The sequence below is a fragment of the Ruegeria sp. HKCCD6157 genome (assembly GCF_013110685.1).
GTDB lineage: Bacteria > Pseudomonadota > Alphaproteobacteria > Rhodobacterales > Rhodobacteraceae > Ruegeria.
In genome coordinates this window covers 2000922-2022359 of sequence record NZ_WVRB01000001.1, presented here as the reverse complement: position 1 = coordinate 2022359, position 21438 = coordinate 2000922, and the positions used below count along the sequence as shown (strand labels likewise).

Below are 21438 nucleotides of genomic sequence, written 5' to 3'. Positions count from 1 at the left end.
GTCTTACTCGGCGGCCTCACGCACACCCACGAGGATTTCGCGGATTTCCGCCTCTTTGATATCGTCATGCTCGGCGATGACGACCAGACGCGAACGACGGTCTTCACCGGGTTCCCACGGGCGGTCATACTGGTGCCGTACCCGCGCGCCGACCGCCTGAACCAGCAGGCGCATCGGCTTGCCCTGAACGGCGGCATACCCTTTGACGCGCAGGATGTTCAGCTCATTGGCCAAGCGTTCGATATTGGCGACCAGCTGGGCCGGATCGGTCTGCTCGGGCAGCTCGACGATGATGCTTTCGAAATCGTCATGCTCGTGATCGTGATGGCCGTCGTGATGCGAGGGTCGGGCGTCCATGTCATCCTCGGCGGCGGCTTCCAGACCCAGCACAACGCGCACGTCCACGGCACCTTCGGCCACTTCGACGACGGGCAGGGGGCGCGGCGCCTCGGCGGCGATGATCTCGCGCGCTTTGGCCACGCCTTCGGGGCCGGCGAGGTCGGGCTTGGTCAGCAGGATGATGTCGGCGCACGAGATCTGATCCTCGAACACCTCGGACAGGGGCGTTTCGTGGTCGATCGAGTCATCGGCCATGCGCTGGGCGTCCACCGCTTCGACATTGGGCGCGAAACGGCCTGCGGCCACAGCCTCGGCATCGGCCAAGGCGATCACGCCGTCGACGGTGATCTTCGAGCGGATGTCAGGCCAGTCGAATGCCTTGAGCAGCGGTTTCGGCAGGGCCAGACCGCTGGTTTCGATCAGGATATGATCCGGGCGCGGCTCCAACGCCATCAGGGCCTCGATGGTGGGAATGAAATCATCTGCCACGGTGCAGCAGATGCAGCCATTTGCCAGTTCCATGATGTTTTCCGCCGGGCAATCAGGAATGGCGCAGGATTTCAGGATGTCGCCATCGACGCCTACATCGCCGAACTCGTTGACCACGACAGCAAGGCGCTTGCCCTGTGGGTTCTGCATCAGGTGACGCACCAAAGTGGTCTTGCCCGAGCCCAGAAAGCCGGTGATCACTGTGACGGGGAGTTTTTCGAGGTTCGACATGTCAGGCTCCAATCGGGGGAATGCGCGAGGCACAGTTCTTGCGAAAATGTTCGGGGCGTTCGCGCCATTTCACCAAACCATCTTCAGTGGCCAGATACTTGGTCGCGCCGTCGACGATGACGTCGACATGATCTGTTTCGTTCAGGTTTTCATACACGAAGGTCCAGCGGCCCGGCCCGCGCAACACGATCGAACAGCCTTGATCGCAGTTTGACAAGCATTCAACGGCTTTCAGGGTGACACCGTCGGGCAGGTCTGCCTGTTCCAGGGCCTTGTGCAACAAAGCGCCCGGGCGTTGCGCGTCATCTTCGACAGGCAGGCCGCGACGGCAGGTGGTACAGACCAGCAACTCGACTGGTGCGGTCTCGGTCATGTCTCTCATCCCCCCAAATCCTCTTCGCGGGGGACGGGGTTTCATGCGGGCCACGATTGGTCATGGACCCGACACCGGAACACCCCGCCCGGTTTCAACTTCGGTTGTTGGCAGGTCTCCCGGCTTGCGGATGCCAGAGGCGGGCCTCTGTCGGATGTCCCGCCTTCCCGGCTTTCGGGCCAGTGGCATTGGGCATCCTCTCCGTTCACGGTCGCGGGGGCGGCTGCGTTTGGCGGCAAGACCGTTGACGCATTCCCTTTTCATCGGCTCTCACCGACACCAACGAAAGGGACATGCGGCACCGCTGGCCTGCTTGTCAAGCGAGTCGCGCGCAACAATGATGCAGAGGCATGGAAAGCGACCTGTGGGCGTCGATGGGCGGCATGGTGTGCCGGGACCCAGCCTGAGGTGGGCCCGGCGACGAACGGTATTTCAGCAAGGGGCGTAGACTATAGTGAACGGGTGCCTTGACTGAACCTGTCCAGATGATGGGACAAGACCACCGAACACCCTGGATCCTCTTGCGCTAATAGATGACGTTTATCATGAGCAGCGAGACGACCAGAAACAGCGCCGTCATTATTCCGCCGGAGCGGACGAAATCCATCACCTTGTATCCGGCCGGACCCATGATCAACGCGTTTACCTGATGGGTTGGGATGATGAAGCTGTTCGAGGTCGATATGGCGACCGTCAGGGCAAAGACGGCCGGGTTTCCACCCGCCGCCACCGCAATCGATACCGCCAGAGGCACCAGCAGGACCGTGGCCCCCACGTTGGACATGACCAAAGAAAAGGCCGTCGCCAGAATGGCGATGCCGGTTTGCAGCGACCAGAGCGGCCAGCCGTCCAGAATTATCATGATCTGCTGCGCGATCCACGCGGCCGTGCCTGTGTTCTGCACGGCTTGTCCCAAAGGTATGAGGCAGGCGAGCAGGAATACGGTGTTCCATCCGACCGCGCGGTACGCCTCGTCCACGCTGAGCACACGGGTCAGCATCATGCCCACCGCGCCGGTAAGAAGACAGAGTGAAAGCCGGACGTCCGTGAACAGGATCAACGACAGCGAAATGGCGAAGAATACCAGGGCCCAGCCGACTTTTTGCGGCCTCAGCTCGTCCTGAGGAAAGTCTGTCGTCACAACGACGAAATCCGGATCTCGTTTGATCCGCATCAGGTTGTCCCATCTGGTATGCGCCACAAGCATGTCGCCCGCCTGAAACTTTTCGAGTCCGATCTGAGTGGATTCGTGATCCTCGGTCTCGACATGGCTCAGCGTCTCTTCGCCGCGGTGAATGGCCAGCAGCGACATCCCGTAGGTCTTGCGAAACAAAAGCTCGCGGGGGCATTTGCCGATCAGCTTGCTGTCGGGCGTGATGACCACCTCGGCCACGCCTGCATTGGTTGGGGCGAACTCTTCGACGAAAATGTCCAAATCCGGAAGAACGGTCAGCCCGTATTTCTCGGCGAACTTCTCGACCTCCCAACGGCGGCCGACGATGGCCAGCCGACACGGCGCTGCAATTTCCGCTGTCAAAACCTGAACCATCGAGGTTTTGCCGCGATAGAAGGTGGAAATGATGTACAGGTGGTTTTCGTGGTTGATGTCGGCCAGAATCTCGCCGACCAAAGGGCTGTCCTCGGGCACCACGACTTCGAACACATCGGCTTTGAGGCCATAGACCCTTTGCAGGTACTCCTGTGTCCCTTGTCCGGTACCCGTATTGTCAGGCCCTTCAGCCTCGGGCAAAACCCAACGTCCCAACAGCAGAAAGTAACCAATTCCCGTCAGGATCAGAACCGCACCCATCGGCGTGACCGAGAACAGGCCGAAGGGCTCCATTTTCTGAGAGGCCGGCAGACTGTCATTTGCCGTCAGGATCAGATCGTTCAGCAGGATAAGAGGAGACGACCCCACCATCGTCATCGTGCCGCCCAAAATGGCGCAGAATCCCATCGGCATGAGCAGGCGCGACAGCGGTATGCCTGACCGTGTGGAAATTCGGCTGACAACCGGCAGAAACAGAGCAGCGGCGCCGACATTCTGCATGAACGAGGATATGACACCAACGGTGCCGGAAATGATTGGTACAACCCTGCCTTCGGATTTGCCACCGTATTTGAGGATGACGGCAGCCACCTTGTTCATGATCCCCGTCTTGTCCAGACCGGCCCCGACGATCATGACCGCAATGATCGAGATGACGGCATTGGATGCGAAGCCGTCGAACAGAAGGGTGACATCCGCCAGATTTCCCAGCCCGGGCGCGTAGCTGAGCAAGCCTATGAGAACCAGAACCAATATGGCGGAAAGGTCGATCCTTATGATCTCGGAAACGAACAGAAAAACGGTGAAAGCCAGCAGGGAGCAAACGACCCCCATCTCGAAGGTAAAGGCAATGTGTTCCACAATACGTCCAGAACTTTTTCTTTGTTAGAGTCCTAGTTCATCCTTCCCGAGTTGTCATGAAGTTTCGTTTTTTGGCGATGTTGAGACATAAAATTGCTCAAAGGCTGCTGTGTGAGCAATGCTTTCGGGAACCCCATTTGACGAACGCGTCAGAAAGAAGGATTGGACAAATTGCATGAGGAAGTCAGCACGTTTCGTACCGGCGCGATGCCGTTCCAACCAGGTCGAAGCAGCATAGGTAATGGCAGGTCAATTCCAGCCATGGACGACAGACAATCCGACAGCTTTGTTTGCGGCACCATTCTGCCGCTGCCTGAACCGCGCAATGGGCCTGCTTGGCCGTCCCTGATCGCAATCTGACTACAATAGAGGTCTGTACCCAAATGGCTGGGACCAATGGTTCAGGTCACCAATTCTGATCATTTCGAGATGAAGATGCCAAGGAAGTACGGCGAGGTGTTGCCTGAACGCAAGCTGGCGGCATATGCCCAGAATGCTCGCAGTCGGATGGAACAGAACCAGATCGAAACACGAAAAATCCAAATTTTGGTTGGATACTGGACCTCGAAGAAAGACAAAGTACCGTAAGTCATTGGAGGTATTGGAGGCGAGTACCGGAATCGAACCGGTGTACACGGATTTGCAATCCGCTGCGTCACCACTCCGCCAACTCGCCTTTTCAAGTAAAATCAAATACTTGCCGTGGTGTGCATGGGTTTCTAGCAGCTTTCCCAAGGGGCGTCCAGAGGATTGCGCGCAATTTTGTCGACGAGATTGAAATTTGCCGAAGCCCGCAACCGCAAACGCGCAGGCGCGGGGGGGTTGCGTCAACAGGGCCGTTGCTGGGCGTTTCAGGATGTGGCAAAAGCCGGGTAACTTTGGGAATGACTCGAGAGATCCTATGACAGATTTCGCTGCCCGGCGCCGCACTATGGTTGATACGCAAATCCGACCTTCGGATGTTACAAAGTTCCCGATCATTGAGGCGATGCTGAACGTCCCGCGCGAAAACTTCGTGCCTGACGCACAGCGTGAGGCCGCCTATGCCGACAGTGTGATCGATCTGGGCAACGGGCGCTGTATGCTCGAGCCGAGAACGCTTGCTAAAATGCTGGATGCGCTCAACATTTCGAACGACGAGATGATTCTCGATATCGCTCCGGCGACGGGGTATTCCACTGCGGTTGCCGCGCGTATGGCCCAGTTGGTTGTTGGTGTGGAAAGCGACGACTCGCTGGCGTCCGAGGCGCAAAGCCTGTTGGCTGAGGCCGATGTGGACAATGCCATTATCCACGTCGGTCCTTTGGATCAGGGTGCGGCTGAGCACGGTCCTTACGATGCGATCATGGTGCAGGGCGGTGTTGAACGGATTCCCGACGCTCTGTTGGATCAGCTCAAGGAACATGGCCGGATTGCATGCCTGTTTGTTGAAGGCAATCTTGGAACTGTGCGGATCGGTCGAAAGGCCGGAGGCCGGGTCAGCTGGCGGGATGCGTTCAACGCCAGTGCGCCGATACTAGAGAGCTTTTCGGCGGAGTGTGCATTTTCGCTATAGTTCGCCGATAGATTCTGCTGGCGCCTTGATTAGTTGAAAAGAAGACCGCAAACTGCCTTCAGGGCAGTGTAATTTCGTTTGAGAGGATTTCGGTATGCGTGGTTCAGCGACAGGCAAGCTGGTCAGGGCATTCGCAGTGACCGCAGGACTTGCCATCAGCGTTATGCCAGGGCGTCCGGCGTGGGCTGACAACATAACAGACGCCTTCATCGGCGCGTATAATACAAGCGGCTTGCTGGAGCAGAACCGGGCGCTGCTGCGCGCGGCAGATGAAGACGTGGCAATCGCGCTTTCTGCATTGCGGCCAATCATCAACTGGACTGTACAGGTCAGCCAGGATTATACCCGGTCTCGGACCAACAATGTGGTCACAACGACCGAGCCGTCCCGGTTTTTCACCGGGCTGGGGCTAACGCAGCTTCTGTATGATGGTGGCGCTTCGGTTCTGGGCAAGCAATCGGCGCAGGAGACGGTTCTGTCGACCCGGCAAACCTTAATCGACATTGAGCAACAGGTGCTTATCCGCGCTGCAAATGCTTACCTGGGCGTGCTGCTACAGGAAGAAACAGTCGCAATTCGCCAGAACAACGTGGATGTTTCGGCGGAAGAGCTTCGCGCATCAAATGATCGCTTCGAGGTTGGCGAAGTGACGCGCACGGACGTGGCGCTTTCCGAGGCGCAGTTGGCAAGTTCTCAAGCTGATCTGGCGGTCGCTCGTGGTGAACTGAGCATTGCGCAGGCTGAATATGTCAATGCGGTCGGCAAGGCGCCGGGGCGGACGGCCGGTCAACCCAGCCTGCCCAATCTGCCACGGAGTGAGGCAGAAGCGATCAGCCTCGCGCAACGCAACCACCCGGCGATTCTGTCGGCGCAGCATCAGGTCCGCGCTTTTGATCTGATTGTCCAGCAGCAGCGGGCCAACCTTGGGCCGAATGTCAGTTTGAATGCTGATGCGGGTGTGCGTGAAAGCTATGACAACAACGACTATGTGAATGACGCGACCGTGTCGCTGGACTTTACACAGCCGATCTACGCCGGTGGCCGGTTGGCCGCGAATGTGCGGCGCGCTATGGCAAACCGGGATGCGTCTCGTGCGAATCTTCTGAACGTACAAAAGAATATCACACAGGGCGTTACGGACCGGTATGCAGCGTTCCAGGCAGCCAGTGCCAGCCTCAGGGCGTCGACGGAACGGGTTCGTGCATCACAGGTTGCATTTGACGGCATCAGGGAAGAAGCGACCTTGGGTGCCCGGACCACTTTGGACGTTCTGAATGCTCAGCAGGATTTGCTGGACGCGCAGCTGGCCGAAGTGGCGTCGCGAACGGAACGATCGCGCGCAGCGTATCAGCTGTTGCAGGCGCAGGGCCTTTTGACGGCAGAACGTCTTGGCCTGGCGGTTCAGATCTATGACCCGACTTTGTACTATAATCTGGTCAAGAAAGCCCCCGCGCGTGTCAGCAAACAGAGCAAGGATCTGGATCGAGTCCTCAAAGCGTTGCGTCGGGACTAACCGGCAATACTATTTGTTGTAGGGCTCGGATTGTTTGGCTACACTCGATCCAACGATAGAGCGGTAGAGAACAATGTCTGATAATGTCGTGAAAGCAGGGATCGAAGACGTTCTGTCTTCGGTCAAACGTCTGGTCAGTGAAGACAGTCGCGGTAAATCCTCCTCGGATCAACAGGGTGCAACGCGCAAGCCGGGGCGTTTGGTGCTGACGGACGCGCTGCGCATCAGCAAACCTGCTCAGCCCGAGGTCACGCCCGCCAAGCCGTCTGCTGATGTTGCCGACTCGGCCAAGCCGATGCTGCTGCGTGCCTGCGACATCGTCAGGGCAGGTGATCCGGCCAACGCTGCGGATGACGCGACCGAGGCAAAATTCGCGGAATCCGGCTCAACCGATGATCCCGCGATCAGTCTGAGCGCCAAGATCGAAGCGCTGGAAGCGGCGATTGCGCAGACCGAGGATCAATGGGAGCCGGATGGCGACAGCGCAGACGCCTATTCCGGCACACCGACGCAATCCCTGCCGTGGAATGTCGAAGAGGAATTCGCGGCCGCAAGGACCGTCGTTCTGACTGATCAGGAAGATACGGACGATCCGCAGCCCGAGTCCGATTCGGTACAAAACGCAGAGTTCATCCGGGCAGCACAACCGGCTGAATCCGATCGTGCCACTGAAGTCGTTGAAGACGTTTCGACAATGGATTTGGATGAAGAAACATTGCGTGAGCTGATCGCGGAAGTTGTCCGCCAGGAGTTGCAAGGCGCGATGGGCGAGCGGATCACGCGAAACGTGCGCAAAATGGTGCGGCGGGAAATCGCGCGTGCGCTCGCCGCGAAAGATCTGGGGTAAGATTCAGCCGCGCTGTGGTGGCTGGGCCAGGCTCAGCATCAGATCAAGATTCATGTGGCGCTCCAGATGATCGGCCAGATCATCGAGCGCCTGCTCGACTCCGTCTTCGTAGGCTATGTCCGACGTCACGCCCAGCGTTGACAAATAGCGGGCACGAAATGCGTCTGACGAGAAAATTCCGTGCAGATAGCTGCCCTTGACCCGGCCGTTGCTGCTGGCTGCACCTTCTGGTCTGCCTTCGACCTCAAGCCATGCGCGGGCGCGGTCAGGGCCGTCGGTATGGCCCATGTGGATTTCGTATCCGCTGACCGGCTCTTGGTCTGGCAGGGCATGGGCGGAACGCAGGATGACCTGTTTCTGCCCGCCCATTACGGTATCGACGTTCAGCAACCCCAATCCATCAACTTTGCCCGGCCGGCCGTCCACGCCATCAGGATCGGAAATGGTCTTGCCCAGCATCTGATAGCCGCCGCACAAGCCCAGGACATGTCCACCCCGTCGAACATGGGCATACAGGTCGATATCCCAGCCCTGTGCCCGGAAATAGCTCAGGTCTCCGATCGTGGACTTGCTGCCGGGAAGCAGAACCAGATCCGCATCGCCGGGCAGGGGACGCCCGCCGGGGATGACCTCGACGCTCACGCCGGGCTCGGCGGACAACGGATCGAGATCGTCGAAATTGGCCATACGCTCCAGTTGGGGCACAACGACCTTGCACGCGCCGCCGGTATGGGATCGGATGTCCATCATGTCTTCGGCCGGCAGTTTCCAGGCGTCGTGAAACCAGGGCACGACCCCAAGGCAGGGCCAGCCTGTTCGGGCCGAGATATCATCACGGCCTTCGTCAAACAGGGACACGTCGCCCTTGAAACGGTTGATGGCAAAGCCCCTGATCTGTGCCACGTCGCCTTCGTCCAGAACGGCCTGCGTACCAACGATCTGCGCAATCACCCCGCCACGATGGATGTCCCCGACCAGAACGACAGGGATGTCCGCTGCACGGGCAAATCCCATATTGGCGATGTCACCTTTGCGCAGGTTGGTCTCAGCCGGGCTGCCAGCGCCCTCGATCAGAACCAGATCAGCGTCGGCGCAGAGCCTGTCAAAGCTTTCCAGCGCTGCGCCCAATAGCTTGGATTTGTCCTTGCGATAGTCACCGGCCTTCATCGTGCCGGCGCGCTGCCCCTGAACGATAATCTGCGCGCCGGTATCCGTCTCGGGTTTGAGCAGAATAGGGTTCATGTCCGTGTGCGTTTCCCGCTTTGCCGCACGGGCCTGAAGGGCTTGTGCGCGGCCAATTTCGCCACCGTTTTCGGTGACGGCTGCATTGTTCGACATGTTTTGTGGTTTGAACGGCGCGACACGAAGGCCCCGGCGCGTGTAGGCGCGCGCCAGCCCCGCCACCAGAACCGATTTTCCGACATTGCTGCCGGTCCCTTGAATCATGATGGCGCGAACCATGTTTTGTCTCCTATAAGTCTGGGCGCAGATGATCTGATTTGAGCCGAAAGGGAAAGCCCCGGATGAATACGCCTGCGCATCTTTTGATCGGGGCTGCCGTGTTCGCCCGGCCGCCGCAAGGACGTATCCTCTGGGCTGCGCTGCTGGGAGCGTTATTGCCGGATCTGTCCCTGTACGTGATGGCGGGGGTGTCCCTGTTTGTTCTGGGCATCCCCGAGCAGGTGGTCTTCGGGCAGCTTTACTTTTCCCCGGCGTGGCAGACCGTATTCGCCATAGACAATTCCTTTATCCTCTGGGGGCTGGCATTCTTGCTGGCAGTCTGGAGAGGTTGGCATGTTCTGGCTGTCGGTGCAGCGGCGGGTCTGTTGCATCTTGCGACAGATTTCCTGCTTCATGCGGGCGACGGACGGCCACAGTTCTGGCCCATCAGCGACTGTGTGTTCCACAGCCCTGTCAGCTATTGGGACAGCGACCATCATGCTTTGTGGGTGGCTCCGGTGTCAGCCTTTGTCTGTCTGGCCGCATATGTTCTGCTTTGGCAGCGTGGATTGCCGGTTTGGGGCAAAGCCCTGTTCGCAACCATGCTGGCGGCTGAATTCTGGGTGGTTCGGCAATGGCTGTTGTTCTTTTGAGCCATTGGCTTCATGCCTGTCGATCAGGCATAGAAAAGAAAAACGCGCTCTGATAGGCAGAGCGCGTTTGTTCAATCCAAATCTACCTTGGTTCAGGCAGCTTCGGCCTGCTGTGCAGCGTTGCGGCGTTCGCTTTCTTCCCGCGACAGGGCGACCGAGGTACGGACGCCGCGTCCAACGAATTCCATCAATCCGCTGACAACCCGTTCGTTCGGGTCAATGCCTGCGCAGGACAGAACTTCGCGCCCATCGCGCGAACGCGCCCAGCGGGCGATTTGTTCGGGGCCATTGCCGTATTTCTTGTCATCGGCGATAGCATCATCAAGCGCAGCCAGGACAACGGCCGCGAAAAGTTTGCGCGCACGATTGCCTTGCTCATTGTTAAAGGCAGTGCCGTCAACGAAATCTCTCATCTCGTCTTCCTTGTTGTTCTTGCTCTTGCATTTTCGGCGTGAGGGTCCTTATGACCGATTAGGTGCGATTCGGATACAGCTAAAATGCATAGTTGCGTTGCGTCACTTGCATGGCTCGCTGCACCTGCAGCACTAGGTGTCGTTGTCTTGTCAGGTGTGATCCCGCCAGATATAGGGACCGCAACTGATGCATCAACCGTTTGTGAAGGATTTATGTAATGCCCAAGATAAATGGGAACGAAATTCGCCCCGGCAATGTGCTTGAGCATAACGGTGGCCTGTGGGCAGCGGTCAAGGTCGACCATGTTAAGCCGGGCAAAGGCGGAGCTTTTGCACAGGTGGAGCTGCGCAACCTGCGCAATGGCTCGAAATTGAACGAACGCTTCCGCTCGGCGGACAAGGTCGAACGCGTACGTCTGGAGCAAAAGGATCAGCAATTCCTGTATGAATCCGACGGGATGCTGGTGTTCATGGATTCAGAAACCTACGAACAGATTGAATTACCAGCAGAATTGCTAGGTGATCGTCGTCCGTTTCTGCAAGATGGCATGACCATTGTTGTCGAATTCTACGAAAGCGAGGCGCTGAACGCGACGCTGCCGCAGAAAGTGACCTGCAAGATCGTCGAGACCGAACCGGTGGTAAAAGGTCAAACGGCGGCGAACTCTTTCAAGCCCGCGCTGCTGGACAACGGCGTGAAAGTCATGGTTCCCCCCTTCATCGGCCAGGACGAAATGATCGTCGTGAACACGGAAACGATGGAATATTCCGAACGCGCGTGACGTTTCGTCACGTTACGTATCAGGCCGCGCAGGCACCCGCCGCGCGGTCTTTTCTTACGCGTTGGGTCGATAGCGATAGCGGGTTGGATCCGGGCCGAACAATTCCAGCATCAATTCGTATTTGATACGATTGGCGCTGACCTGACGATAGAATGCGATCAGAAAGGCAGTGGGTCCCTGAATGCGGCTGAGCCCACTGGTGGCGGCCACCACGGTGCCCACATCCGTTTTGCCCTGCAAGACCAGATATCCCCCCAACATCAGAATGCCGACGGTGCCGGCCCCGTTGATCACGCTCAGCAGGAACTTTGCCGACAGTTTCCACAGGAACATCCGCCGCCGCGTGTCGTAAATGTCATCGAACATGATGTTGATATCCCGCTCGACGGCTTCGATATCCTCGGTCGTCAGTCGGTCGGTGGCACCGCGCAGAATGCGAACCCGTTCCGCCACGAAAGTGTTCACTTTGCGCTGCGAAACCAGAACGATGATGATTTGCGGCACGATCATCGACAACGCAATCAGCCCCAGACCTGGTTGCGTGGACGAGATATAGCCGATGACGCTGATCAGCGTTCCAATCTGAACGACCGGATCCGAAAAGGCTCCACCGGCAAACTTGCCCAACTCTTCGGCTTCGGCCGAAATGGCGGTGGTCATGGTGCCTTTGCGCAGGCCTTCGTCTGAATCCTTCAGGTCGGTCGAACGCCAAAGCAGGCGTTGGCGGATCAGCCGGATCATGTCTTCGCCCAAGGTTCCGGCGCGATAGCCCAGTACCCATTTCAGGGCGAGGCTCAGCAGGATGACGGCCATCATGCCGATGCCCAGTTGGATCAGTTTTTCAGTCCCGACATCGTCGGATGTCAGGTGGTTGACGATGTCGCGCTGAAACTCAAGCGGCACGGCGGCAAGGCCCGCAATTGCGACGGACAGCATGATGAGGATGATCTGCCGCCCCGCACTGGCGCGCCAGATCGCGGAATAAAGTCGAAACATGCGGGTATCCGGTTCGTCCTGTTTGCCTGCACTTTGGCAGTGCAGGACAACGGGTTCAAACTTTTCGATACAAGCTGATGCGCGGGTCGTGCCGATTTGGCAACAAGGTGGGCTCAGTCCTCCAGGCGCACTGTGGCGTCTCCGGCCTGCATCTCAGGGCCTGCACGATCAAATCGCAGAAACGCGATCCCGTTTCCGCCGGCCTGTGTGTACAATGTTCCGACAGGTTTGCCATTTGCACTGACCTCGGTCCCCACCGGGGCCGAGCCCTGGACAACGACGCGTCGCAGACCTTTGCGCAATTCGGTTTTGTGCTTCATGCGCGCGGTCACTTCCTGCCCGACATAACATCCTTTTTTGAAATCCACGCCATTCAGCGCTTCGAAGCCAGATTCCAGGATGTAACTGTCCGGGGTCAGTTCAATGCCTGACTCGGGAATGCAGTGCCGGACGCGCAGTGCATCCCAGTCGGTTCCATCATCGCCCTCGGGTTCGGGGGAGTAGTTGCGCCAGCCCATGTCCGGGTGGCGGGGATCGGGCAGGGCGGTTTCCGGCGCAGCCTTGGTGCCGCGTTGCAGGTTCAGATCGGTTCCCTCGATCGTCACATCCGCTCGCAGCTTGTACATCGTCAGACGTTTGACCAGATCATCCGCAAGGTGTTCGGCCACATCCAGAAGAACTCTGTCGTCATTTCGTTTCAGGAAGAAATCCGCCAGGTACTTTCCCTGCGGAGTAAGCAGAGCAGCGTAGACCAGCCCGTTGTCCAACCCCTTAATGTCGTTGGTAATCAGATCCTGCAAAAAGCTTTCGGTATCCGAGCCGGACAGGCGCAGTATGCGGCGGGTGGGCATGGCTTGGTCCTCGTCATTTCCTCAGGCCTCGTGATATAGGAAGTTCCGATGCCAAGACCAGAGGTTATCAGACGTGCCCGCGCCTATTACCGTCGTGATCCCGACCCTCAACGCCGCCGACGCTTTGCCCGAATGTCTTGGGGCTTTGATGGAAGGCGTGCATGCCGGGTTGATCCGGGAATTGATCATCAGCGATGCACGCTCAACCGATCACACGCCGGATATTGCGGAAGAGGCTGGTGCGACGGTCGTGACCGGCCCGCCATCCCGAGGCGGCCAGTTGCGCCGAGGGTGCGCGCAGGCCAAAGGGGATTGGCTGCTGGTTCTTCATGCGGATACAGTGCTGCAACAGGGGTGGAGCGAGACCGTGAGCGCCCACCTGCCTTCAGCCAAACCTGCTGCGTTTCAGCTGGCGTTCCGAGCGCGCGGGATCGCGCCGGCCTGGGTGGCTGGCTGGGCCAATCTGCGCAGCAGAATGCTGGGATTGCCCTACGGAGATCAGGGATTGCTGGTTCCGCGTCACACCTATCAAGCGGCAGGCGGGTTTCCCGACCAGCCGTTGATGGAAGATGTGGCTTTGGTGCGCGCGTTGCCAAAGGTCACTGTTCTGAACACACGCGCCTTTACGAGTGCGGAGCGGTATGAGCGGGCGGGGTGGATTCGGCGGGGTGCTCGGAACCTGTGGACTCTTCTGCGTTACTTTTCGGGGGCTGATCCGCAAGCTTTGGCGCAGACGTATCGTCGCTGAGCGTGGTGCGCAGCTCGACCACGGATTTCCCCAGCCGAAACGGTGCCGCAAAACTGACAAGGCATAGGGCCACGATTTGCAGGACAAGAATATGAGCATTGTCCTGTAGGTATTCCCATTCTTCCTTCAACTTCCCGACCTGCGCGATCAGGTCATCGTAGCTCTGCGCAAGTATCAGATAGTCGCCCGCAATCGCGGGAACCTTGCGACGCATGTTGTCAATGGCGGTCTGTGTGCTTTCGTCCAGTGAAGTGAAGACAAGGAACTGGTCGATGTCAAAGGCATCGGCCTTGGCGGCCATGTCACGTATTTCGTCCATTTCATCCCTGGACTGCCCCCCAACCAGGAAGTGAAGCCCCTGTAGGGGGGCCACTTCGTTCGTGACCGCGATGAACAGGGGCAGTTCCGAGTTGCTGGCGGTCGAAGCTGAAAGGAATTCAACCTTTTCGCATAATACGGCGGTATCCGGATCATAGGCCGGATCACAGAACCGCAGGCGGAACCGGGCCGCATCCCTGTCAAATGCCAGCGTCGCGGCATAGGCCACGTCGATCTGTCGGTCCAGTCGCGAGCTGTCCGAGGTGTAAAGCCCGGCCAAAACAGCCACCAATGCCCCGATGCCACCCAGCACAACCCATACCAGATCAGCCAGTTTCCACGCCCGGTGCCCTGCCGGTTTGCGAAACAGAAAGGCAGTGCCGATAGAGCCGATGACAAAGAAAAGGATCAGCAGGGGCAATTGATTGTCGGTCACAAAACTCATGCGTCCAATCTTAGGACCTGTGCTTCGACCTGCAACAGGGATCACGGGCAGTTGTAACGTCTTACCATATCCCCATACTGTAGGCAGCGCAGGGGGGACTTCGATGACCAAAGAATTCGTTCTTATCCACGGAGCATTTGCCGGACCTTGGTGCATGCAGGATTACGCGACCTTCTTTCGGGACCGAGGTTGGACGGTTCACGTTCCTGCCTTGCGTTACCATGACGGTGACCCGAAAGCGGACCCCGACCCGGGTCTGACCGATACCAGTGTCATGGACTACACCAATGACATCGCCGATTTTGTACAGGGACTGGACCGCAAACCTGTCATTTTGGGGCATGCCATTGCTGGGGTGGTGGCGCAACAAGTGGCGTCTCGTGGTTTGGCCAGTGCCATCGTTCTGATCAATCCCAATGCGCCTTGGGGCACCTTACCCGAAACCGATGATGAACGGGCTGTACCGCGCACCTTGATGGAAGGCGGCCCATTCTGGAAGCAGCCGATGCGGGTCGGGTTTGATTTGATGGCCCCGTTTGCTTTGAACAAGATGGATGAGGCGCAGCAACACGCTGTATTCGATCAATTGGGCGCGGAAAGCGGGCGCGTGATGTTTGAAATGTTCTTTTGGATGTTCGATGACCATCACGCAATCAAGGTTGATTTCAACAAGGTTGACTGCCCGGTTCTGGTGGTCTCGGGTGCCGAAGACAGGGCTGTTAACCCCGATACCTGCCGCGCACTGGCAGCGCGCTATGGGGATCGCGGAACCTTTTTGCTGGTCAAAGACCATGCGCATTTCCTGTTCATGGAGCCGGGTTGGGAAGGGCCGGCCTCGAAGATCGAGACATGGCTGACAACCCAGGTGACCTGAAACGGGCTTGACAACGATCCACCCTTTGCAGACATGGCGCCAATTGAATGGGGCAGTTGACCCTTTTGGCGCGAAATCTCTGCGGGAAAGGTCCGGACATGACCCTGTTCGTTGTCCTTATTATTCTTTTGGCTGCTTTGCTGCACGCGGTGTGGAATGCAATCGTGAAGACAGCGGCGGATCGAACCACCATGCTGGGTTTGGTCGCTTTGGGTCAAGTGCTGCCTGCGGCGGTCATGGTGATGGCTCTGCCGCTGCCAAACCCAGAGAGCTTTGTTTACATCCTTCTCTCGACCGTTGTGCATTTCGGTTATTACTTCATGCTGGGAAAAGCCTATCAGCATGGTGATCTGAGTGTGGTCTACCCCATCGCCCGTGGAATTGTCCCGGCGCTGGTTTCGCTTTGGGCAATGGTCCTGGTCGGAGAAGTGCTGCCTTTTCAGGCCTGGACCGGTATCGCCCTGATTGCCGTGGGTATCCAGCTGAGCAGTTGGAAAGCTCTGCGCTCGGGCGTTGGGCGCAGCGCACTGATGTTTGCGCTGGGCACCGGGTTCTGCATTTCGATCTATTCGGTCGTTGACGGGATCGGCGTTCGGCTGTCGGGCAACACGCTCAGCTATTGGGCGTGGGGGGCGTTTCTGCACCTGTTCATTGCCGGGTTTGTCGGGGTGCGGAAAAGTGCGACCCTGAAAGACCTGCCAGCCAAAGTGTGGATGATCGGCATTCTTGGCGGGCTGGTTTCGATGACAGCTTATGGTCTGGTACTGTACGCCAAGAACCTCGCACCGCTGGGCGCGGTTTCTGCGCTGCGGGAAACTTCGGTCATCTTTGCCGCACTGATCGGGTTCGTATTCCTCAAGGAAGGCAACTGGGCGCGACGGTTGGGGGCCGCGGTGCTCATGGCCGTGGGTGTCGCCCTGATCGGAATGGCAGTCTGATCCGGCTATGAAGCCCCGGGCGACAGTGATATTTCTGGCTTAGCGGCCGACCTGAAACGTGCTTTGTGGCTTCCAGTGCATGGTGCCCTTGTCGCTGCTCACACATCGCAGCAAGCGTTCCTCGCGCGTGTTGATCGTGTCAGTCACGGTGTTGTCGCCAAAGATCACGATGAAGGAATCCGGTGAATAAGCCAGCCCCTTGTAATAGCAAAACCGTGTTTCCGCCCCGTCCGGGATCGGAGATGCCAGGCTGAGCGTCTGTTGCGCCGGGGCCTGGGTCGCCAGCATGGCAAAGGCCAGCCCATAGGTCAGTGTTTTCATGTCGTCCTCTCGTCCTGCAAATCTGTTGTCGATCAAAAAGGGTTTGGACGCCCGGACCTCAATCATGGTTTCTTGTTTCAGCAAGTTTGAACGAGATCAACGGGTTAGGCAACGAAAATCCTACACGCGCAGCGACAAGCCAAGGGGGCGATTTTTACGGTCGGTCACTTCTGTGGTAACATGGCTGCATTGTTTAAGGAGAATTAAGAGATGTTCAGACCCTCTGTGGAAGCGATTATTGATGTCATGTCCCAAAAGGATTACGTGGTTTTCGACACCCCAACTGTCGATTGGAACCTGAACATAGTGGGCATTCGCGCCCACCCGGTTTCACCCAAGAAATTCGATGATGTCATGACGGTGTTCCACCGGTTTCTTGGCGTTTGGGATATAGCGTATTACCCGATGACGGCCGATCCCAGCGATCACTACCTGAAGAACCCGGTAAACCCGGATGGGACGGCCATTCTGGCGCCGGGGCAATATCGGTCCTGCTACAAGATCGATATTCATAAACGAGGCCGGCCCGGAGGCCACAAGGCGCTGTGTCAAAGGCTGGGAAACGTTACCGTGTTTCGGGACAACAACAGGGATGGAAACCTGGACCTTGGGAATCCTCAAAGCGGGATGTTCGGCATAAATCTGCACAAGGGGCCAAACAACGGTGACGATGACACTGCGAATACGATCTATTCCGCGGGGTGTCAGGTATTCGCCGATCAGCGTCACTTTGCCGAGTTTCTGCTGAAATGCGAAGCCGGGCGCGACGCGTTTGGCAACAAGTTCACCTATACGCTGCTGGATCAGGCAGATTTCGAATAAGGCGATGCCTTGCGAAGGTTCTGCAAGCGCCGGGGCAGGTCAGGGGCTGGGGGCGTGCCCGGATCTCAAACCGGGCCTTGGCCCTAGGTCTCGACTTCGGCCTGAAGATCGCGGAAATACCGGATGGTTGCGTGCAATCCTTCTTTCAGTTGCACTTTGGGTTCCCAGCCCAGCAGGGTCCGCGCCAGTGTGATATCGGGCTGGCGCTGCTTCGGGTCATCCTCTGGCAATTCCTTGAAACTGACAGGGGTCTCGGCCCCCACAAGGGCCTGCACTTCGCGGGCCAACTCGTTCATCGAGAATTCGTTGGGATTGCCCAGATTGACCGGGCCGGTGACGTCTGGGCCGGTCTCCATCAGGCGGATGAACCCTTCGATCAGATCATCCACGTAACAGAAAGACCGGGTCTGCGTACCGTCACCAAAAATCGTGATCGGCTCGCCGGTCAGGGCCTGCATGATAAAGTTCGACACGACGCGCCCATCGGCGGGGTGCATTCTGGGCCCGTAAGTGTTGAAGATGCGAGCGACCTTGATCTCCAACCCCATCTGCCGGTGATAGTCGAAGAACAAGGTCTCGGCGCAGCGCTTGCCTTCGTCATAGCAGGATCGCGGGCCAACCGGGTTGACGTTGCCCCAATAATCTTCGGTCTGCGGATGGATGGTCGGGTCGCCATAAACCTCGGAGGTCGAGGCCTGAAAGATCTTGCATTTCAGCCGCTTCGCCAGACCCAGCATGTTGATCGCGCCGTGAACGCTGGTCTTGGTCGTCTGCACCGGATCGTGCTGATAATGCACGGGTGAGGCCGGGCAGGCGAGGTTATAGATCTCGTCCACTTCCACAAACAGAGGGAAGGTCACATCATGGCGCATGAACTCGAACCGCGGGTTGCTGTGCAGATGGTCGATATTGCGCTTGGTGCCGGTGAACAGGTTGTCGACGCACAACACCTCATGCCCCTGATCCAGAAGCCTGTCGCACAGATGCGAGCCCAGAAACCCGGCCCCACCGGTTACGAGAACACGTTTTCGACTGTCATAAAGGCGGGCCATTGCAAATCCTTAATCGTTAAATCCAAGCCAGCTTGCCACGGGGACGCCGGTTCTTGATTTGATTAGTAAACCGAAGGGATTTGAATTGCAGCAGATTTTGGTTTTTTGAGGGCGCGTGCGGTGTGGGTGTGTCTTCCGCCCAGTCAATGCTTGATGCAAAGCATCAAGCACGCGCCCGACCCGCCCACGTCTTGCTATAGGTTAGACTTGGTTTGCCGGCGGGTGGGTTCCTCTCGGTATTTGGTTTAGTGTTGAGAAACACCTTGCTGTAGTATTTATTAGTTTTCCGACTGTTTAAGTCGCTCACTTATTTGGTTGGCAGAGGCATCTTCACTTGGTCTGTTGGTCAACACTTCGAACGCTTTTGTGATGGCGAGTGTCGCTAAAAAAACTATCATGGCGACTAATATTTTGTCCCTATTGCGAAACCAGAAGCTTGGCCGTCTCGAATGGACAACTGTTGGCTTGAGAAAATTGATCTTATAGTAGACGGAACAAAACACTAATACGAAACCTGCCGAGGCCAACAAGTAAAGCGTCGTAACAGTTCCCCAGTCCAAGTAAATGGCGGCTGGAAGTACAACTAGCACCGCTCCGATCGCTGCGAACCAATCCGACCCCACAAAGCGGTGCCAAGGCTTGTACTGAGAAAGACGGTTCAGCAGGCTCTCTGCCAAAGCTCGATCTGCTTCGTCAAACCTAAGAGACCAAACATGTTTTCCAAGTTTCAATACAACTGTGTTTATTCTTAGCTCGCATGGGCTAACAATTTTATCCGCGTGTTTCTTTAGCTCTTCGATTGTCTCCAGAACAAATCGAGTGTCATCGAAATAGTCCCCGGTGGTGAACTCAAGCTCACTGTTTGGATCGGATAGCTCTTCAACTATCTGTATAAATTCATCAGTTTTTAAATGGAATGGAGCGAGCTCAAAAGCTGGTTCTTTCGTCTTTGTAATTGTTTTCATCGGCTTACATCAAACATCCAACTCCTCCACAAACCGCGCGTTCTCCTGAATATACTGGAACCGCAGTTCGGGCTTTTTGCCCATCAGACGCTCGACCAGATCGCCGGTCTCGCCGGGTTCGTCCTCATCAATAGTGACCCGGATCAATTTCCGGGATTTGGGGTCCATCGTGGTCTCTTTCAGGTCCTTGGCGTCCATCTCGCCCAGACCCTTGAAGCGCGAGACGTCGATTTTACCCTTACCGCCCAGACCTTTCTCAAGCCACTCATCCCGCTCGGCCTCGTCCAGACAGTAAACCCGTTTGGCCCCTTGGGTCAGACGATACAGAGGCGGGCAGGCCAAATAAAGGTGGCCTGCGTCAATCATGGGCCGCATCTGGGTGAAGAAGAACGTCATCAGCAAGGACGCGATATGCGCCCCGTCCACATCCGCGTCGGTCATGATGATGACCTTGTCATAGCGCAGGTCGTCGAGGTTGAACTTGCTGCCCAGCCCCACGCCCAGCGCCTGCGTCAGGTCGTTGATCTCGGCATTGGTGCCCAGTTTCGAACTGGCCGCGCCGAGCACGTTGAGGATCTTGCCGCGCAAGGGCAACAGGGCCTGCGTTTTGCGGTCGCGCCCCATTTTGGCCGAGCCGCCGGCCGAGTCGCCCTCGACGATGAATAGTTCGGTGCCTTCGCGTGTTGAACTGGAACAGTCCACCAGCTTGCCGGGAAGACGAAGTTTTTTAGTGGCGGACTTGCGTTGTGTTTCCTTCTCGGCCCGTCGGCGCAGGCGTTCTTCGGCCCGCAGGATCAGGAAGTCGAGGATCGCGCCGGCGGATTTCGTATCGGCGGCCAGCCAGTTGTCGAAATGGTCGCGCACCGCGTTTTCGACCAGCCGCTGCGCCTCGACCGTGGCAAGGCGGTCTTTGGTCTGGCCGACAAATTCCGGCTCGCGGATGAAGCAGGACACCAGTGCGCAGCCCCCGGCAATCAGGTCTTCCCGCGTGATCTGGGCGGCTTTCTTGTTGTTGATCAACTCGCCATAAGCTTTGATCCCCTTGAGGATCGCGGCCCAGAACCCGGCCACATGGGTGCCGCCCTCGGGCGTCGGCACGGTGTTGCAGTAGGATTGGATGAACCCATCGCGTGAGGGCGTCCAGTTGATCGCCCATTCGACCTTGCCGGGGGTTCCGAATTTCTCCTGAAAATCCACGGTTCCGGCAAAGGGTTGGTCGGCATAGGTCGACGAGCCATTCATCGTCTCTTTCAGGTAGTCCGACAGCCCGCCCGGGAAGTGGAAGGTGGCCTCGGTGGGCGTCTCGCCGTCATCGATGGCGGATTTCCAGCGAATCTCGACGCCCGAAAACAGGTAGGCCTTGGACCGGATGGATTTGAACAGGCGGGCGGGTTTGAACCGGTGGTGGCCAAAGATCTGGTCGTCAGCGTGGAAGGTGACTGTGGTGCCGCGCCGGTTGGGGGCGGCGCCGACCTTTTCCACTGGGCCCAAGGGGACACCGCGCGAGAAACGTTGTTCATAAAGTTGCTTGTCGCGGGCCACCTGAACGACCATCGAATCCGAAAGCGCGTTCACCACCGAGGCGCCCACGCCGTGCAGACCACCCGAGGTCTGATACGCTTTGCCCGAGAATTTGCCGCCCGCGTGCAGGGTGCACAGGATCACCTCGAGCGCGGATTTGTCCGGGAACTTGGGGTGCGGATCGATCGGAATGCCGCGCCCGTTGTCGCGCACGGTCAGGGCGTAATCGGCGTGAAGTTCCACCTCGATCCGGTTGGCATGGCCTGCCACTGCCTCGTCCATCGAGTTGTCGAGGATCTCGGCCACCATATGGTGCAGAGCGCGTTCATCCGTGCCGCCGATATACATGCCGGGTCGCTTGCGTACCGGTTCCAAACCTTCGAGCACCTCGATCGAGGAGGCGTCATAAGTTGTGGTCGCTTCTGGCGTCAACAGATCGTCGGGCATGGGTGCTGCTCTTGTTTTTGAGTTTCCCCCATTATGGCAGGTGATGTGGTCCGGGGGAAGAGGGGCGCGAGGTGTTGTGGACGGATTGAAGGCGT

The 21438-nt window shown here is 57.7% G+C and carries 21 protein-coding genes, 1 tRNA gene, 1 pseudogene and 1 riboswitch; of the genes and pseudogenes, 10 read left to right on the top strand and 13 right to left on the bottom strand.

From position 1 onward, the window contains the following. Window positions 1-3: 3 nt before the first annotated feature. The 3 genes from cobW to GS612_RS09735 form a co-directional block, all read right to left on the bottom strand. Complete coding sequence (cobW, locus tag GS612_RS09745; RefSeq protein ID WP_171119456.1) at window positions 4-1059, bottom strand: cobalamin biosynthesis protein CobW; 1056 nt, start codon at window positions 1057-1059, stop codon at window positions 4-6. 1 nt (window position 1060) lies between these two features. Then, window positions 1061-1432: a DUF1636 domain-containing protein gene (locus tag GS612_RS09740; protein WP_152457464.1), complete on the bottom strand. Its 372-nt coding sequence runs from the start codon at window positions 1430-1432 to the stop codon at window positions 1061-1063. Between the two features lie 91 nt (window positions 1433-1523). Beyond that, a riboswitch (cobalamin riboswitch) is annotated at window positions 1524-1731 on the bottom strand. Between the two features lie 227 nt (window positions 1732-1958). After that, complete coding sequence (locus GS612_RS09735; protein ID WP_171640020.1) at window positions 1959-3815, bottom strand: SLC13 family permease; 1857 nt, start codon at window positions 3813-3815, stop codon at window positions 1959-1961. 462 nt (window positions 3816-4277) lie between these two features. Here GS612_RS09735 and GS612_RS09730 point away from each other — a divergent pair, with 462 nt between their 5' ends. After that, a complete protein-coding gene (locus GS612_RS09730; RefSeq protein ID WP_171639796.1) occupies window positions 4278-4430 on the top strand; it encodes a hypothetical protein in 153 nt (50 codons plus the stop codon). 14 nt (window positions 4431-4444) lie between these two features. Here GS612_RS09730 and GS612_RS09725 read toward each other — a convergent pair. Continuing rightward, a tRNA-Cys gene (locus tag GS612_RS09725) sits at window positions 4445-4518 on the bottom strand. Between the two features lie 225 nt (window positions 4519-4743). Between GS612_RS09725 and GS612_RS09720 the strand changes: the two genes are divergently transcribed. The 3 genes from GS612_RS09720 to GS612_RS09710 all read left to right on the top strand — a co-directional run bounded on the left by GS612_RS09720 (window position 4744) and on the right by GS612_RS09710 (window position 7757). Beyond that, window positions 4744-5397, top strand: coding sequence for a protein-L-isoaspartate O-methyltransferase (locus tag GS612_RS09720; protein ID WP_171639794.1), 654 nt, complete (start codon window positions 4744-4746; stop codon window positions 5395-5397). A gap of 94 nt (window positions 5398-5491) precedes the next feature. Continuing rightward, window positions 5492-6910, top strand: coding sequence for a TolC family outer membrane protein (locus GS612_RS09715; RefSeq protein WP_152457466.1), 1419 nt, complete (start codon window positions 5492-5494; stop codon window positions 6908-6910). A gap of 73 nt (window positions 6911-6983) precedes the next feature. After that, window positions 6984-7757, top strand: coding sequence for a hypothetical protein (locus tag GS612_RS09710; RefSeq protein ID WP_171639792.1), 774 nt, complete (start codon window positions 6984-6986; stop codon window positions 7755-7757). A 3-nt stretch (window positions 7758-7760) separates the two neighbouring features. Here the strand turns inward: GS612_RS09710 and GS612_RS09705 are convergent, their stop codons facing one another. Further along, entirely contained in the window at window positions 7761-9218 is a 1458-nt protein-coding gene (locus GS612_RS09705) for a cobyric acid synthase (RefSeq protein WP_171639790.1), read from the bottom strand. A 62-nt stretch (window positions 9219-9280) separates the two neighbouring features. On the opposite strand from GS612_RS09705, the gene GS612_RS09700 reads away from it, so the two are divergent. Beyond that, complete coding sequence (locus GS612_RS09700; protein WP_171639788.1) at window positions 9281-9850, top strand: cobalamin biosynthesis protein CobQ; 570 nt, start codon at window positions 9281-9283, stop codon at window positions 9848-9850. Window positions 9851-9942: 92 nt separating this feature from the next. Here the strand turns inward: GS612_RS09700 and GS612_RS09695 are convergent, their stop codons facing one another. Continuing rightward, window positions 9943-10263, bottom strand: coding sequence for a DUF6280 family protein (locus tag GS612_RS09695; RefSeq protein WP_037310273.1), 321 nt, complete (start codon window positions 10261-10263; stop codon window positions 9943-9945). 218 nt (window positions 10264-10481) lie between these two features. Here GS612_RS09695 and efp point away from each other — a divergent pair, with 218 nt between their 5' ends. After that, a complete protein-coding gene (gene efp, locus GS612_RS09690; RefSeq protein WP_170346480.1) occupies window positions 10482-11045 on the top strand; it encodes an elongation factor P in 564 nt (187 codons plus the stop codon). Window positions 11046-11099: 54 nt separating this feature from the next. Here the strand turns inward: efp and GS612_RS09685 are convergent, their stop codons facing one another. Together GS612_RS09685 and GS612_RS09680 are read right to left on the bottom strand one after the other, a co-directional pair. Further along, window positions 11100-12041: an ABC transporter transmembrane domain-containing protein gene (locus tag GS612_RS09685; protein ID WP_152457471.1), complete on the bottom strand. Its 942-nt coding sequence runs from the start codon at window positions 12039-12041 to the stop codon at window positions 11100-11102. 113 nt (window positions 12042-12154) lie between these two features. Continuing rightward, entirely contained in the window at window positions 12155-12892 is a 738-nt protein-coding gene (locus tag GS612_RS09680; protein ID WP_171639786.1) for a folate-binding protein YgfZ, read from the bottom strand. Between the two features lie 73 nt (window positions 12893-12965). On the opposite strand from GS612_RS09680, the gene GS612_RS09675 reads away from it, so the two are divergent. Beyond that, a complete protein-coding gene (locus GS612_RS09675; RefSeq protein WP_171639784.1) occupies window positions 12966-13640 on the top strand; it encodes a TIGR04283 family arsenosugar biosynthesis glycosyltransferase in 675 nt (224 codons plus the stop codon). Between the two features lie 7 nt (window positions 13641-13647). Here the strand turns inward: GS612_RS09675 and GS612_RS09670 are convergent. Further along, window positions 13648-14403: pseudogene (locus tag GS612_RS09670) on the bottom strand (hypothetical protein); the annotation flags it as partial. A 103-nt stretch (window positions 14404-14506) separates the two neighbouring features. Between GS612_RS09670 and GS612_RS09665 the strand changes: the two are divergent. Continuing rightward, window positions 14507-15277, top strand: a complete 771-nt coding sequence (locus tag GS612_RS09665) for an alpha/beta hydrolase (protein WP_171639782.1) — start codon at window positions 14507-14509, stop codon at window positions 15275-15277. A 98-nt stretch (window positions 15278-15375) separates the two neighbouring features. After that, window positions 15376-16215: a DMT family transporter gene (locus GS612_RS09660; RefSeq protein WP_171639780.1), complete on the top strand. Its 840-nt coding sequence runs from the start codon at window positions 15376-15378 to the stop codon at window positions 16213-16215. Between the two features lie 39 nt (window positions 16216-16254). On the opposite strand, the gene GS612_RS09655 is transcribed toward GS612_RS09660, so the two are convergent. Further along, the gene (locus GS612_RS09655) at window positions 16255-16536 is read right to left on the bottom strand and encodes a hypothetical protein (RefSeq protein WP_152457476.1); all 282 of its coding nucleotides are present in this window, start codon (window positions 16534-16536) and stop codon (window positions 16255-16257) included. 210 nt (window positions 16537-16746) lie between these two features. On the opposite strand from GS612_RS09655, the gene GS612_RS09650 reads away from it, so the two are divergent. Next, on the top strand, window positions 16747-17358 hold the full coding sequence (locus GS612_RS09650) for a hypothetical protein (RefSeq protein ID WP_171639779.1): 612 nt from the start codon (window positions 16747-16749) through the stop codon (window positions 17356-17358). 83 nt (window positions 17359-17441) lie between these two features. Here the strand turns inward: GS612_RS09650 and GS612_RS09645 are convergent, their stop codons facing one another. The 3 genes from GS612_RS09645 to parE all read right to left on the bottom strand — a co-directional run bounded on the left by GS612_RS09645 (window position 17442) and on the right by parE (window position 21343). After that, the gene (locus GS612_RS09645) at window positions 17442-18410 is read right to left on the bottom strand and encodes a UDP-glucuronic acid decarboxylase family protein (RefSeq protein WP_171639778.1); all 969 of its coding nucleotides are present in this window, start codon (window positions 18408-18410) and stop codon (window positions 17442-17444) included. Window positions 18411-18688: 278 nt separating this feature from the next. Continuing rightward, a complete protein-coding gene (locus tag GS612_RS09640) occupies window positions 18689-19375 on the bottom strand; it encodes a hypothetical protein (protein WP_171639777.1) in 687 nt (228 codons plus the stop codon). A 9-nt stretch (window positions 19376-19384) separates the two neighbouring features. Next, window positions 19385-21343, bottom strand: a complete 1959-nt coding sequence (gene parE, locus GS612_RS09635) for a DNA topoisomerase IV subunit B (protein ID WP_171119470.1) — start codon at window positions 21341-21343, stop codon at window positions 19385-19387. Window positions 21344-21438 lie beyond the last annotated feature (95 nt).

Excerpts from the sequence above, each read along its gene's own strand:
- GS612_RS09740 (WP_152457464.1), bottom strand. The coding sequence starts at position 1,432 with ATGACCGAGACCGCACCAGTCGAGTTGCTGGTCTGTACCACCTGCCGT.
- parE (WP_171119470.1), bottom strand. The coding sequence starts at position 21,343 with ATGCCCGACGATCTGTTGACGCCAGAAGCGACCACAACTTATGACGCC.
- GS612_RS09710 (WP_171639792.1), top strand. The coding sequence starts at position 6,984 with ATGTCTGATAATGTCGTGAAAGCAGGGATCGAAGACGTTCTGTCTTCG.
- GS612_RS09665 (WP_171639782.1), top strand. The coding sequence starts at position 14,507 with ATGACCAAAGAATTCGTTCTTATCCACGGAGCATTTGCCGGACCTTGG.
- GS612_RS09695 (WP_037310273.1), bottom strand. The coding sequence starts at position 10,263 with ATGAGAGATTTCGTTGACGGCACTGCCTTTAACAATGAGCAAGGCAAT.
- GS612_RS09680 (WP_171639786.1), bottom strand. The coding sequence starts at position 12,892 with ATGCCCACCCGCCGCATACTGCGCCTGTCCGGCTCGGATACCGAAAGC.
- cobW (WP_171119456.1), bottom strand. The coding sequence starts at position 1,059 with ATGTCGAACCTCGAAAAACTCCCCGTCACAGTGATCACCGGCTTTCTG.
- GS612_RS09640 (WP_171639777.1), bottom strand. The coding sequence starts at position 19,375 with ATGAAAACAATTACAAAGACGAAAGAACCAGCTTTTGAGCTCGCTCCA.
- GS612_RS09715 (WP_152457466.1), top strand. The coding sequence starts at position 5,492 with ATGCGTGGTTCAGCGACAGGCAAGCTGGTCAGGGCATTCGCAGTGACC.
- GS612_RS09655 (WP_152457476.1), bottom strand. The coding sequence starts at position 16,536 with ATGAAAACACTGACCTATGGGCTGGCCTTTGCCATGCTGGCGACCCAG.
- GS612_RS09735 (WP_171640020.1), bottom strand. The coding sequence starts at position 3,815 with ATGGGGGTCGTTTGCTCCCTGCTGGCTTTCACCGTTTTTCTGTTCGTT.
- GS612_RS09720 (WP_171639794.1), top strand. The coding sequence starts at position 4,744 with ATGACAGATTTCGCTGCCCGGCGCCGCACTATGGTTGATACGCAAATC.
- GS612_RS09660 (WP_171639780.1), top strand. The coding sequence starts at position 15,376 with ATGACCCTGTTCGTTGTCCTTATTATTCTTTTGGCTGCTTTGCTGCAC.
- efp (WP_170346480.1), top strand. The coding sequence starts at position 10,482 with ATGCCCAAGATAAATGGGAACGAAATTCGCCCCGGCAATGTGCTTGAG.
- GS612_RS09650 (WP_171639779.1), top strand. The coding sequence starts at position 16,747 with ATGTTCAGACCCTCTGTGGAAGCGATTATTGATGTCATGTCCCAAAAG.
- GS612_RS09685 (WP_152457471.1), bottom strand. The coding sequence starts at position 12,041 with ATGTTTCGACTTTATTCCGCGATCTGGCGCGCCAGTGCGGGGCGGCAG.
- GS612_RS09700 (WP_171639788.1), top strand. The coding sequence starts at position 9,281 with ATGAATACGCCTGCGCATCTTTTGATCGGGGCTGCCGTGTTCGCCCGG.
- GS612_RS09730 (WP_171639796.1), top strand. The coding sequence starts at position 4,278 with ATGCCAAGGAAGTACGGCGAGGTGTTGCCTGAACGCAAGCTGGCGGCA.
- GS612_RS09645 (WP_171639778.1), bottom strand. The coding sequence starts at position 18,410 with ATGGCCCGCCTTTATGACAGTCGAAAACGTGTTCTCGTAACCGGTGGG.
- GS612_RS09705 (WP_171639790.1), bottom strand. The coding sequence starts at position 9,218 with ATGGTTCGCGCCATCATGATTCAAGGGACCGGCAGCAATGTCGGAAAA.